The organism is Achromobacter sp. MFA1 R4 (assembly GCF_900156745.1).
Classification (GTDB): domain Bacteria; phylum Pseudomonadota; class Gammaproteobacteria; order Burkholderiales; family Burkholderiaceae_B; genus Achromobacter.
Genome location: NZ_LT707065.1, coordinates 5631764 through 5644425, shown reverse-complemented (window position 1 = coordinate 5644425; position 12662 = coordinate 5631764). Strand labels below are relative to the sequence as shown.

General features: G+C 67.4%; 12 protein-coding genes. 6 read left to right on the top strand and 6 right to left on the bottom strand.

Features of this window, described 5'->3' with window-relative positions:
- Positions 1-41: 41 nt before the first annotated feature.
- Both BXA00_RS25835 and gcvA read right to left on the bottom strand, forming a co-directional pair.
- Positions 42-785: an MBL fold metallo-hydrolase gene (locus tag BXA00_RS25835; RefSeq protein WP_076521223.1), complete on the bottom strand. Its 744-nt coding sequence runs from the start codon at positions 783-785 to the stop codon at positions 42-44.
- Between the two features lie 89 nt (positions 786-874).
- Positions 875-1756: a transcriptional regulator GcvA gene (gene gcvA / locus BXA00_RS25830; RefSeq protein ID WP_076521222.1), complete on the bottom strand. Its 882-nt coding sequence runs from the start codon at positions 1754-1756 to the stop codon at positions 875-877.
- A gap of 127 nt (positions 1757-1883) precedes the next feature.
- On the opposite strand from gcvA, the gene BXA00_RS25825 reads away from it, so the two are divergent.
- Together BXA00_RS25825 and BXA00_RS25820 are read left to right on the top strand one after the other, a co-directional pair.
- Entirely contained in the window at positions 1884-2867 is a 984-nt protein-coding gene (locus BXA00_RS25825; RefSeq protein ID WP_083714487.1) for a tripartite tricarboxylate transporter substrate binding protein, read from the top strand.
- Between the two features lie 26 nt (positions 2868-2893).
- Positions 2894-4267: an amidase gene (locus tag BXA00_RS25820; RefSeq protein WP_076521221.1), complete on the top strand. Its 1374-nt coding sequence runs from the start codon at positions 2894-2896 to the stop codon at positions 4265-4267.
- Here the strand turns inward: BXA00_RS25820 and BXA00_RS25815 are convergent.
- Both BXA00_RS25815 and BXA00_RS25810 read right to left on the bottom strand, forming a co-directional pair.
- Positions 4243-5406 carry an NADH:flavin oxidoreductase gene (locus tag BXA00_RS25815; protein ID WP_076521220.1) on the bottom strand — a complete coding sequence of 388 codons (1164 nt, stop codon included), beginning with the start codon at positions 5404-5406 and terminating at the stop codon, positions 4243-4245. The two genes, BXA00_RS25820 and BXA00_RS25815, sit on opposite strands and share 25 nt — an antisense overlap.
- Before the next feature lies 1 nt (position 5407).
- On the bottom strand, positions 5408-5800 hold the full coding sequence (locus BXA00_RS25810) for a RidA family protein (protein WP_076521219.1): 393 nt from the start codon (positions 5798-5800) through the stop codon (positions 5408-5410).
- Between the two features lie 169 nt (positions 5801-5969).
- Here BXA00_RS25810 and BXA00_RS25805 point away from each other — a divergent pair, with 169 nt between their 5' ends.
- Positions 5970-6911, top strand: a complete 942-nt coding sequence (locus BXA00_RS25805; protein ID WP_076521218.1) for a LysR substrate-binding domain-containing protein — start codon at positions 5970-5972, stop codon at positions 6909-6911.
- Positions 6912-7015: 104 nt separating this feature from the next.
- Here BXA00_RS25805 and BXA00_RS25800 read toward each other — a convergent pair whose 3' ends face one another.
- Both BXA00_RS25800 and BXA00_RS25795 read right to left on the bottom strand, forming a co-directional pair.
- Positions 7016-8326, bottom strand: coding sequence for a sigma-54 dependent transcriptional regulator (locus BXA00_RS25800; protein ID WP_076521217.1), 1311 nt, complete (start codon positions 8324-8326; stop codon positions 7016-7018).
- Positions 8323-9708, bottom strand: a complete 1386-nt coding sequence (locus BXA00_RS25795) for a HAMP domain-containing sensor histidine kinase (protein ID WP_076521216.1) — start codon at positions 9706-9708, stop codon at positions 8323-8325. The genes BXA00_RS25800 and BXA00_RS25795 overlap by 4 nt, the downstream gene beginning before the upstream one ends.
- Positions 9709-10052: 344 nt before the next feature.
- On the opposite strand from BXA00_RS25795, the gene BXA00_RS25790 reads away from it, so the two are divergent.
- The 3 genes from BXA00_RS25790 (at position 10053) to BXA00_RS25780 (ending at position 12633) form a co-directional block, all read left to right on the top strand.
- Positions 10053-10538, top strand: coding sequence for a tripartite tricarboxylate transporter TctB family protein (locus BXA00_RS25790; protein ID WP_076521215.1), 486 nt, complete (start codon positions 10053-10055; stop codon positions 10536-10538).
- 3 nt (positions 10539-10541) lie between these two features.
- Positions 10542-12068: a tripartite tricarboxylate transporter permease gene (locus BXA00_RS25785; RefSeq protein WP_076521214.1), complete on the top strand. Its 1527-nt coding sequence runs from the start codon at positions 10542-10544 to the stop codon at positions 12066-12068.
- 73 nt (positions 12069-12141) lie between these two features.
- Complete coding sequence (locus tag BXA00_RS25780) at positions 12142-12633, top strand: hypothetical protein (RefSeq protein WP_076521213.1); 492 nt, start codon at positions 12142-12144, stop codon at positions 12631-12633.
- The last annotated feature ends 29 nt before the right edge of the window (positions 12634-12662 follow it).

Here is a 12662-nt window from a genome sequence, read left to right as displayed (position 1 = left end):
AGCCTACGGCGCGCATGGCCGTCCCGGCCGCCCGGGCGCCGTCAGGTCCGGTCCTCGTCTTGCTCGACGCTGTCGGCCAGCGCGCGCAACAGGGCCCCGCCATCGCCGCGCCACGCGCTGCCGTGCATGCAGGCCAGCGTGGCCGGCTGCAAGGCCGCCAGGCGTTCCAGCATGGCGCGGGCATGCTTGGTGTGCGAGAAATAGTCCATCTGGCGGCGGAACGCCTCGCTCGGCCCGAGGATGTCGCTTTCGGTCAGCGCGGGGGTGTGCGCGCCGCCCTGGGTGAACAAGTCGCCGCAGAGCAGCGTGGCGGTCGCGGTCTCCATCAGAAACCCGCATTCCCACGCATGGGGCAGATGCGGCGTATCCAGCCAGCGCACGCAATGCTGACCGAGCGAGAGCATCTCGTCGTCTTTCAGCGCGCGCGGCGGTCTGTCGGCGAAGTCTCCCACGGAGACCATGGCCGCCACCTGGCCGCACAGCGGTTCCGCGCGCGGCGCGACGGCAAGAAACGCATTGAGCGCGCCGCACTCGTCGGCCTCGAAATGCGAAAAGCCGATGTAGCGCAACTGATCGATGGGCAAGATCCGCGCGACCGCGGCGCTGACGACGGGAAACAGCTTGCGCAGGCCGGTATGGAACAGCAGCGGCGCATCGTCGTCGATGAGGTATTGGTTGAAGGAAAATCCGCCGGCGCCGGGGATCTGGACCGGGGTGGATATGCGGTAGATGCGGGGGGCAATCTCGTCGATCGCCGTGTCGCTGGAATGCGCTTGGGTCGCCATCGCGGGCTCCTTGGTTGAGCAACGGGCGTGGGCACTAGACTAACGGCCCTGCGCCCGGCGCGCCAGCGCCTGGCGCAAGACGCGCGGCGCTACACCGCGCAGGACGCCGCCCAGGCGCGAAACTGCGTCAGCTCGGGCGAGGGCCGCCGGTAATCCTCCGGCGGCAGTACAAAGTAATAGCTCTGGGCGCCCAGGTCCACCGTCAGATCGAACGGCGCGACCAGGCGGCCTTCATCCAGCTCCTTCTGCACCAGGGGCTTTTGCGCGATGGCCACGCCATAGCCTTCGAGCGCGGCCTCGTAGGCCAGGGCCGACGACTCGTAGCGCAAACCGCGCGAGACGTCGATCTGCGTCAGGCCGGCCGCCCGCAGCCAGATCTCCCAGTAGTCGGGCCGCGCCAGCGTATGCAGCAGGATCTCGCCCTTCAGGTCAGCGGGCGTGCGCAGCCGCGCGCATTTGTCGGGGACGCAGACCGGCAGCAGCTCGTTGACCATCAGCTTGTGGCTGATCAACCCGCGCCAGTGCCCATTGCCCATGCAGATGCCGGCATCGACTTCCTCGCGCTCGAAATCCGGCGGATCGACCGAGGTATGGAGCTTGACGTCGATGTCGGGGTACTGGCGGTGAAACCCGGACAGGCGCGGCAGCAGCCAGCGCATGGCGACGCTGTGGGGCGCCTTGATGACGAACTGCCGGCGGCGCGACCGCTCGCCCAGTTCCGACGTCGCGCGCTGCAGCCCCCCGAACCAGCGCGCAATATCGGCGTGATACCCCGCGCCCATGGCGGTGAGCACGATGCGGCGGTGCTGGCGCAGAAACAACTTCAGCCCCAGGTGTTCTTCAAGCAGGCGGACCTGGCGGCTGACGGCGGCGGGCGTCACGCTGAGTTCCTCGGCCGCGCCGGTGATGCTGCCCAAGCGGCCCACGACCTCGAAACAGCGCAGCGCATTGAGCGGGGGCAGGGCGGTCATGTCGGTGGTTCAGTTAACAAAAAGTTAAGTGTGCCATAGATAAAGTCGTTTGAACCCCGCCGCGCAAGCGCCCAAGATGGCACGGCCGCTCGACTTCGCGGCCAAGAACAGCCATAAGGGGAAATCCATGTTCAGAACGTTGGCTCGACGGATTGGAATTGCCGCCTTCTGCGGCGCCGCGGCGCTGGCCGGACCCGCTTTTGCGGCCGACTATCCGCAGCGCCCCGTCAGCATCGTGGTGCCGACCACGCCCGGCGGAACCGCCGACATCCTTGCCCGCCTGATCGGCCCCCGGCTCGCGGAGCGCTGGGGGCAGGCCGTCGTGGTGGAAAACAAGCCGGGTGCGGGCACGCTCATCGGTTCCGACTACGTGGCCCGGGCCAAGCCCGACGGCTACACCTTGATGTTGACCTTCAATGAGCTGGCCACGCTGCCCGCCCTGAATCCCAATGTCAGGCTGGATGTCGAAAATGGCCTGGCGCGTATCGGCAAGATCGGCAGCCTGCCCGTGCTGGTGCTGACGCGACCGGGCATCGACGATCCCGGCCTGCCCGCACTGATCGCGCGTTTTCGCGCCAATCCCGGCCAATACACCTACGCCTCGAATGGGGCGGGGTCATCGCTGCAGCTGTTCACCGAGATTTTCAAGCGCGAGGCCGGCGTGGATGTGATGCACGTGCCTTACCGCGGCGCGCTGGAGGCCTCGATGGCGGCCATCGGCGGCGAGGTCGACCTGCTGGTGCAGTTCGCCTCGGGCAATGTCATCAACCATGTGAAGGGCGGCAAGCTCAAGGCCTACGCCGTGGCTTCGCCGCAGCGCCTGGAAGCCTTGCCCGCCGTGCCCGCCGCCGCCGAGGCCGGCCTGCCTGAACTGCGGCTGGAGGCCTGGTATGGGCTCTTCGCGCCGGCCGGACTGCCCGACGATCTTGCGCTGAAAATCAACCGTGACCTGAACGACGTCCTGGCCGAGCCGGCGATCCGCGAACGCTTGAAGGGGATCAATCTGCAGGTGCAGACCGGCTCGCCCTCGGACTTCGACACGTTCTTCCGCGCCGAATATGCCCGATGGAGCGGCTTGATTCGGACCCTCGGCATCAAAAGCAGTGAATGACTGAACAAGCCCACCGGAGCCACGCCTTGACCTACGACCCACGCACCCGCGCCGCCCTGACTTTCCATGACGCGCGCGCCCGCTTTGCCGAACGCCGCGACACGCCGCGGGACTACCTGGAACGCTGCCTGGACGTGATCGGCAGGCGGGAGGGCGAGCTCAAGGGCTGGGTCGTCCTGAATGAAGCCGGCGCGCGCGCGGCCGCCGACGCCAGCGCCCAGCGCTATCGCGACGGGCGCCCGCTGTCGGCCATCGACGGCATGCCGGTCGGCATCAAGGACCTGATCGAAACGCGCGACATGCCCACGCAGATGGGCTGCGCCGCCTTTGACGGCAACTTCCCCAAGAATGACAGCGCCGTGGTGCGCGCCCTGCGCGACGCCGGCGCGATCGTCCTGGGCAAGACCGTCACCACGGCGCTGGGGTTTTTGGATCCCGGTCCGACGACCAATGCGTTCGATCCCCTGCGCACGCCGGGCGGATCCTCCAGCGGCTCGGCCGCCGTCGTGGGCGCCAACATGGTGCCCATGGCCATCGGTTCGCAACTCGTGGGCTCCGTCCTGCGACCGGCCAGCTTCAACGCCAATTGGGCCTTGAAGCCGACGTTCGGCGCCCTCAACCGCGGCGAGCGGCTGGGACTGAGCCAGGCCCATATCGGCATCCATGCCAATAGCGTCGAGGACATGTGGACGGCGGCCGCGGAAATTGCCCTGCGCGCCGGGGGCGATCCTGGCCATCCGGGGCTGTATGGACCGCTGCATCCGCCCGCCGCCCGCAAGCCCGCCCGCCTGGTCGCGCTGGAAACCGAGGGCTGGGAACGCGCCGAGCCGAACGCCCGCCAGGCGTTCGAGGCCTGCCTCGACGACCTGTCCCGCCAGGGCGTGTCGATCATCCGGCGCGGCGACTCGCCGCTGGTCGAGGCGCTGGAACGCGCCATCGCGCAGGCCGCGCCCCTGTCGCTCAGGCTCATCTCCTGGGAGCAACGCTGGTCGCTGGCCAACCTTGTCGACAACCATCCCGACACGCTCGGGCCCAGCCTGGTGCGGCAGCTTGAGAGCGGTCGCGGCATGACCCTGGCGGATTACCGCGAATGCCTGTTGCTGCGCGAACACGCCCGCCAGCGCCTGGCGGCCCTGGCCACGCAATGCGACGCGCTGGTGAGCCTGAACGCGTGCGGCGCGGCGCCGGTCGCGGCGGATATCCGCGACAGCAAATACCCCACCGGCGACGTCTCCTTCGCCTGCGCGTCGTCGCTGCTGGGAGCACCGGCGATCAACGTCCCCTTGATGGCCGTCGATGGCTTGCCGCTGGGACTGCAAGTGATGGGCATGCCGCACGGCGACGCCGCGATCACCGCCATCGGGGCGTGGCTGCTTCAGGCCTCGCGGCAACCCGCCTGATGCGCCGCCCGCCGGCGGGCCGCATTGGCCAGGTCGGCGATCGGCGCAAGCAGCCCGCGGTCGAAAGCCTCAAGCCGCGCACCGGCGCGCAGCCTGTCCGGCCAGTCTGCATGCGTGAGCGCGCCGCGGCCCAGCGATACGAAGTCCGCCTCCTGCCTGGCCAGCATGCCCGCGGCCTGCGCCGGATCATGCAGCGAACCGTTGGCCAACACCGGCACCGCGACGTGCCCGCGCGCCAGCGCCGCGAGACTGGGACCGTCTTCGCCGAAGGCGGGCCGCCAGGCCTCGAATTCGGTCGTATGCAGGTAATCGATCGGCTGACGGCCGAGCGTGCCGAAGATTCGTGCTGCCTCGTTCGCGCCGCCTTGCCACTTGTGCGTGAAGTCGTTGACCTTGCCTTGCGAGACGCGCACGCCGACGGCGAAGCGGCCGGTGGTCGATGGCCGGACCGCCTGGATCACCTCCACGGTCAGGCGCAGCCGGTTGTCCAGACTGCCTCCATAGTCGTCATCGCGCAGATTGGTGTGCGCGGTGAGGAACTGGTCCAGCAGATACCCGTTGGCGCCGTGGATCTCGACGCCGTCGAATCCGGCCGCCTGCGCCCGGCGCGCGGCTTGCGCGAATCCTTCGACCGCCCGGGCGATGTCGTCGCGGGTCATCGGCTCGGGCATCGGATAGGGGCCCGCGCCTCGGTAGAACGTCATCTGCTGTCCGGCCGGCATCACGGCCGATGGGGCCTTGTTGGTGCTGCGGTAGGGATTGCCCTGCGACAACGCGCCCGCATGCATGAGCTGCGCGACGATGCGCCCGCCTTGCGCCTGCACGCGCTCGACCACGGGCCGCCATGCCTCGCGCTGGGCGTCGTCGGCCAGGCCGGGCTGGTAAAGGTAGCCCTGCGCATGGGCCTGGTCCGTGTAGATGCCTTCGGTGATCACCAGGCCGAATCCGCCCGCGGCGAAGGCCGCATAGTAGTCGGCCATCTGCGCGGTGGCGTGGCCGTGCGCGGTGGCGCTGACCCGCGTCATGGGCGCGACGGCAAGGCGGTTGGGCAGGCGCAGTCCGCCCACCTGCAGCGGCTCGAACAGGCCGGCGTGGGGCCCGGGCGCGGCGCTTTCCGGACGATTGGCGGGCGTGCCCATGTCAGCGGCCCTCCTGCGGGATGGCGGCAATCGCTTCGATCTCGATCATCGCGGCGGGATCGTACAGCGCCTTGATTTCCGCGATGGTGTCGGCCGGGTAGGGCGCCGAAAAGAAGCGCCGCCGCAGCGCGACCACGTCGTCGAAGTGCCCCATGTCGGTCACGAAGATGGTGACTTTGATGACGTCCTTCAGGCTGGAGCCGCCCGCTTGCAAGGCGCGCTGCAGGTTCAGGAAGGCCTGCTCGCCCTGGGCCGCAAAGCCGCCGTCGACGATCTTGCCGTTGTCGCCGGCGCCTGCCTGGCCGGAGATGAAGAGCAGGTTGCCGAACTGGATGCCCTGCGACAGCAGGAAGGGGGCATAGTTGTCGGGCTGGGTGATGATCTGTTTGAGCATGGTGCGAATTCCTTCATCTATGTCCGGCCGGGGACGGGGTGGAGTGGGGTGGCGTAGTGAGGGCAAAGTGTCGGCCGATGTCGTCAATGTATGAGGGCCAGGGACGCGTGACAAAGGTTCGTTTGTCAGCTATAAGACGAGAAAAACTCATCTATAAGAGACGCCCGCCATGCAACGACGATCCCTCCCGCTTTCCGCGCTGCGCGCGTTCGAGGCGGCTGCCCGCCTGGGCAGCTTCAAGGCCGCGGCCGAGGAGCTGGCCGTCACGCCCACCGCGGTCAGCCACCAGATCCGCGCCCTGGAGGCCGGCACGGGCCTGGTCCTGTTCGATCGCCAGGTACGCAAGGTGACGCTCACCGAGGCAGGGGCGCAGCTGTACCCGGTGCTGCGCGACGGCTTCGATACCTTCGAGGCCACGCTGGCGCGGCTGACGCAGCGGCGCACGCGCGCGCAGGTCAGCATTTCCGCGACCAATGCCTTCACCGTGAAGTGGCTGGTGCCGCGCATGGCGGACTTCCGGCGGCGGCATCCTGACATCGACTTGCAGTTGCAGGCCAGCGACGACCTTGCCGATCTGCGTTCGGCCACGGTCGATATTGCCATCCGCTACGGGCGGGGGCCGTATCCCGGGCTGGTGACCCGGACGCTGTTCACCGACCGCTTTGCGCCCGTGGCCAATCCGCGCCTGGGGGTGGTCTCGCCCGATGATCTGGGCCGCGTGCCGTTGATACGCTTCGACTGGAAGCGTGCTCAGCCAGAGAATCCCACCTGGGAACGTTGGTTCGCCGTCGCCGGACGGCAACCGCCGCCGCTGGGCGGCCAGCTACGCTTTTCGGACGAAGGGCATGCGATCCAGGCGGCCGTGGCGGGACACGGGATTGCGTTGGTCAGTCTGGCGCTGGTCGATGAGGAACTGAAGGCGGGCCACCTGGTGCGGCCGTTCGGGCCCGAGATCGACGGGCACACGTATCGTCTGGCCATGTCCGGAGAGCGGACGCCCTCCGGGCCCGTGACGGCGGTCGCGGATTGGCTGTGCGCGCAGGCGGAAAGCGCGGGGAGGGCGGCGGAGGAATCGGCGGGGAAACGGGCGGCGAAATCGGCGGCGGAATAGGTAGCGCAGTTGGCAGCGGCGTCGGCGGTGCGGCGCCCCGGCGGCGTCGACTGGCGCGGTGCCGTGGCGGCGGCGTGGAGACGGGCCCCCGAGCCTGCGGCCGGTCAATCCGCTCCGGACTCGTTGCGGCCTGTTTTCAGCTTCTTCCACAACGTTGTGCGCGAAATGCCAAGCAGCCTGGCCGCCTGGCCCATATGGCCGCCGGATTCGGAAATGGCTTGCTGGATGGCGCGCTGTTCGGCGTCGAGCCGGGTGGCCGCCAGGTCCGGCTTGTCGACGAGCTTCTGTTCGGGGAAGAGGTCGCTGCCTTGCAGCAGGGCGCCGTCCGCCATGACGACGGCGCGCGCAATACGATTCTTCAACTCCCGCACGTTGCCGGGCCAGGCGTACTTCTGCAGGGCCTGGAGGGCGTCGGACGACAGCGACGCCTGCGTGGCGGATTGCTCGGCCAGGATGGCCCGCGCCAGGACGGGCAATGCACCGGGGCGATGCCGCAGCGGCGGCGTCGCGAGTCTGGCCACGGCCAGCCGGTAGAACAGGTCCGCCCGAAAACTGCCTTGCGCCATCGCGGCCTGCAAATCCGTGCACGTGCTGGCCAATACCCGGCAATGCGTCTGGCGCGCGGTGCTGTCGCCCAGCGGGCGGTACTGGCCGTTTTCCAGCACGCCCAATAGCGCGGCCTGCGCCCGGGGCGTCAGTTCCGCCACTTCGTCCAGATACAGCGTGCCGCCGGCTGCTTGCGAAAACAAGCCCTCGCGCGCCGCGCTGGCGCCGCTGAATGCCCCTTTCAGGTGGCCGAACAGCAGGCTCTCCACAAGGTCCGTCGCCAGCGTCGCGCAATTGACCGCGACGAACGGCCCGTCACGGTAGGGCGAGCGCGCGTGCAGATAACGGGCGGCGCGGTCTTTGCCCGAGCCGGTCTCGCCTTCGAGCAGCACCGGCAGGGTGCTGGCGGCAAGCCGTTCAAGCGCCTGCGCCAGCGCATGGGTCTCGTCGTTGAGCGCGTAGGGGTTTTCAAGCACCACGTCGTGCTGCCCGGCGGGCTGCGCGGCGATGACGGACCGGATACGCGCCACCAGCGCGTCGGTGTCGTAAGGCTTGGTCAAGTAGTCGTTCGCGCCCGCCGAGACCAGGCGGACGGCCTGGGCGATGTCGCCATAGGCCGTCGCGAACACCACGGTCGTGCTGGCCAGGTGCGGAATCAGGCGTCGATACAGATCTTCGCCCGAGCCATCCGGAAGCCGGATATCGGCCAGCAGGAATGCCGGCCGCAGGCGCGTCCGGCGAAACAGTTCGACGGCCTGCCCGCAGCTCTGCACCCACTGCGTGGAAATGCCTTCAAGCCGCAAGCGCTGCAGCAACGCGCCGCCCAGCAGTTCGTCGTCTTCGATCAGCAATACCTGTATGTCGTTCAACGCGCTTCTTCCTGTACACCGAAGGGCAGGCGCACGGTGATGCACGTGCCGATTGCCATGCGCGTGACGCGCAGGCGCCCCTGCGTGGCTTTGATCAGATCCGCCACGATACCCAATCCCATCCCGTCGCCATCGGTCTGCCCGCCGGTCAATGCCCGTTCCGCGGCCGCCGGCAAGCCGCTGCCCGCATCGGCCACGTGCAGTATCAGCGCATCGGCGCGCGCACGCGCAACGACCCGCACCAGCGCGCCCGGCGGCGAGGCCTGGATCGCGTTGAGCACCAGATTGAGCAGCATCTGCCGGACGGCGCCGGCCGGAAGCGCCAGGTGCCGGTCGCCCAGGCCCTCGCAATGCAGTTCGACGCGCACGCCGCCGCGATCGGCCTGGGCTCCCGCCATCAAGCGGATATCCGCGATATCTGCTTCGCGCAACAAGGCGGCGCCCGGGCGAAAGGTGCGCAGGCTGGCGTCCACCACGGTCTGCAAGGCTTCAACGCCGCGCTCGATGAAGTCCAGCGATTCGGCGCGCACGTCGCCGCGCTCGCCGAACTGCCGCAGCGTCTGCACGGCGGTTCGCAGGCCGCCCAGCGGATTGCGGACTTCGTGGGCAAGCGCCGCCGACATCCGCCCCAACAGGGCCTCGCGCTCGATGCGCGCATTGCGTTCGGTGAGCGCCTCGCGTTGCAGCACGCTTTCGGCCATCCAGTTGTATGCCGACAGCAATTCCGCGATTTCGGGGTCGGACGTTGTCAGCCGCATCGGGCGCATGCGATCGTCCGGCCCGGCGCGCAGCGCGTCGGTCAGCGAAATGATCGGGCGCTGAAGGCGCCGCGCCATGCCAAAACACAGTCCAGCCCCGATCAGGCTGATCGCCAATCCCACCAGGCCCAGCTCCCAGGCCAGCGCCTCGCGCTGCCGCAGAAAGTCGCTGACATCGAGATTGGCCACCAGCAGGCCCAGCGCTGGCCGTTCGTCATCCAGCGGGCGCCAGGTCCACACCCCCGCGGATCGCAGGCTGACGAGCGTGCCGGAGGGGGCCGTCAACAAGGCCAGCGGAATCGGTTCCACCTCGGGATAGCGTGCCACGTGCGCGACCATGCGGTGGTCCGGGGTGACGACGGCAAGCGTGCGGTCGATCACGCCCAGATGCGTGTCCAGCGCCCGGTTGAGCACGTCGATCATCTGCGCCTCGTCCCGGGCGCGCACCGCCGGCAGGATCGCGGCCGACAATCCATCCAGGTATACCTGTCCCAGATCGCGGACCTGCCTGTCGAACTGCCGGGACACGCCATGCAGCGCCAAGGAAATGAGCGCGGCGGAAATCACCAGGAACAGCAGCGACACCGCAAGGGGAATACGCACGGTGAGGGGCAGACGTAGCATGGCGGCGCGTTCAAAACCACAAAGACGCGATTATGCCTTGGCCCGCCGGGCGCGGGATTTGCAAGAAATGGAAAGCGCCACGCGCGCGGGAAATAACCGTGCCAACTGCCTTTTCAGGGGCGAATCTCGCCCGTGTTGTTCACAAAAGTGAACATCGGCTGTTAAGCGTTGCGCAGGGCTGTTCAGCCGTGCGAACAGCCCTTTGCCGGGCTGCTGGTTTTCCCGAAGGACGCGCCGTGGGCCGTGAAAGCAGATTGCAAGGCGTCATCCTTAAAGTGCCCCTCCTTCGGCTCGCGGCATCGAGCGCGGCCGGAGCATGTCGATAACGAACAGGGGGGCAGGCCGTGGGCAGCACCATATTTTCCAGGAAGCGTGATCTGTGGGGCGGTGCATTCGTCGCCCTATGCGGCGCGCTCACCATTCTTCAAGCAACGTCTTACAACATCGGAGAGCTCGCCCGGATGGGCCCGGGCTACTTTCCGCTGATGGTCGGCTGCTTTCTCGTCGCGCTGGGCATCCTGATTCCGCTCAGCCCGGATCCGGATGAAGTGCAGGAAGAACTGATCGAAGAGCACATGCCTCAGCCCACGCGCCACGAGCGCGTGCGCGGCATGGCCTGCATCGCGGCCGGCATCGCGCTCTTCATCGTCCTGGGAAGCTATCTGGGATTTCTGCCCGCCACGTTCGCGCTGGTGTTTGTTTCGGCGCTGGGCGACACGTCCAACTCCGTCAAGTCCGCCGCCATCCTCGCGATTGCGATGACCGTGTTCGGCGCGGTGGTGTTTTCCTGGGCGCTGCAATTGCAGTTTCCGATGCTGCGCTGGGGGTAGAAAATGGATTTGTTCGACAACGTACTGCACGGCTTTTCCGTGGCGTTGCAGTGGGAAAACCTGCTGTGGTCGCTGTTCGGCGTCTTCATGGGCAACATGATCGGCGTGCTGCCGGGCATGGGTGTGCTGGCGGCCATTTCGATCCTGCTGCCGCTGACCTACGCGATGACGCCGGTGGCCGCGCTGATGATGCTGGCCGGCATTTACTACGGCGCGCAATACGGCGGCGGCATCACCTGCATCCTGCTCAACCTGCCGGGCACGCCGTCGCATGCGGTGACGTGCCTGGACGGCAATCCGCTGGCCCGGCAAGGCAAGTCCGGATCCGCGCTGTTCATGCTGGTCATGGCCTCGTTCGTCGGCGCCAGCGTGGGCATCGTCATCATGATCCTGTTTTCGCCCTTGCTGGTTGAAGTGGCGTTTCAGTTCGGGCCGGCCGAGTATTTCTCGATGATGATGCTGGGCCTGTTCGCCGGCGCCACGCTTGCCAAGGGCTCCGCCATCAAGGGCATCGCCATGGTCTTTCTTGGCCTGCTGCTGGGCGTGGTGGGCACGGATGTCAACACGGGCACCATCCGCTACGGCTTCGGCATCATCGAACTGAGCGATGGCATACCGCTGGTGGCGCTGGCCATGGGCCTGTTCGGCCTGGCGGACTTCTTTGCCAACGTCAATCGCATCGGCAAGGCCACGACCGTGGGCGCCGGTCCCAAGATGTCGGTGCGGCCGGAACCGGGCGACATCAGGAAGTCGGCCATGCCGGTCGCGCGCGGCAGCGCCATCGGCGCGGTCCTGGGCATCCTGCCCGGAACGGGCGCGACCATTGCGTCGTTCATGTCCTACGCGGTCGAAAAGCGCGTCTCAAAAACGCCCAAGCGCTTTGGCAACGGCGCCATCGAAGGCGTGGCAGGTCCCGAAGCAGCCAACAACTCGGCGGCGCAGACCAGCTTCATCCCCACGATGAGTCTGGGCATCCCCGGCGACTCGGTGATGGCCTTGATGCTGGGCGCGCTGATCATCCACGGCATTCAGCCGGGTCCGCAGATGGTGACCGAACACGCGGATCTGTTCTGGGGGCTGATCGCCAGCTTCTGGATCGGCAACATCATGCTGGTCGTCATGAACCTGCCGCTGATCGGGATGTGGGCAAGATTGCTGAAGGTGCCCTACAAGTATCTGTTCCCGTCCGCGCTGTTCTTCGTGTGCGTGGGCGTCTACAGCACGAACAACAACCTGTTCGACGTGGGCATGGTGCTGGTGCTGGGCCTGGTGGGGTATCTGTTCCTGAAGCTGCGGTTTTCGCCCGCGCCCCTGCTGCTGGGGTTCGTGCTGGGGCCGATGGTCGAAGAGAACTTCCGCCGTGCGCTCCTGTTGTCGCGCGGCAGCATGAGCGTGTTCATCGATCGTCCGATCAGCGCCGGATTCGTCTATGCCATCCTCGCGCTTGCCGTCTGGCTGGTGTTCTCGACCGTGCGCAACCGCAAACGGGTTCGCGAACTTGAGCGGACCCAGGCGCAGGCCGGGGCCTGATCGCACTCGGGTCCGGTATTGAACGGGGGGACCGCAGTCTGGTTCCCCCTTTTCTCATTGACGGGAGGGCCTCATGGAATCATTGACGCGGCATCGAGAGGGCGATGGGCCGTACGGCGCGCAGACCGTCGTTCGCGCGCTGCCTTTTGTGGAATTCATCGAGCTGCTTGAATTCAGCCACCTGCGTTTCGACCTGCCCGAACACGGCTCGACGACGCTGGTCGGTTCTCAGGAATGGCTGCGTGACATCCGGGAGGAATCGGCGCAACCCGGCTCCGTCTATGTCTGCACCACGCTCGATGCCCTGCATCAGGCCGTATTGGCCCCCGACAACGCCGAACTCAGCATCGACATGCCGTCCGACAGCCGGGTGCGTCTGCGCGCGCTATCGCGGCAACGCGGGCGCGCGGCGCCGGAACCTTGCGTGCGGGTAGACTTGCAGACACTCATTCGGCGCGTCCTGGTGCCCGCCAGCGCTCCCGCGCATCTCTTCGACCTGGTCCGGCGGGTCGTCATGACGCGCCTGTGGGTCGACGTCGCGCGGGTATCGTCCTCTCGGATCTGACTTGCGCGGATCCTTCCCTCTCATCAGAA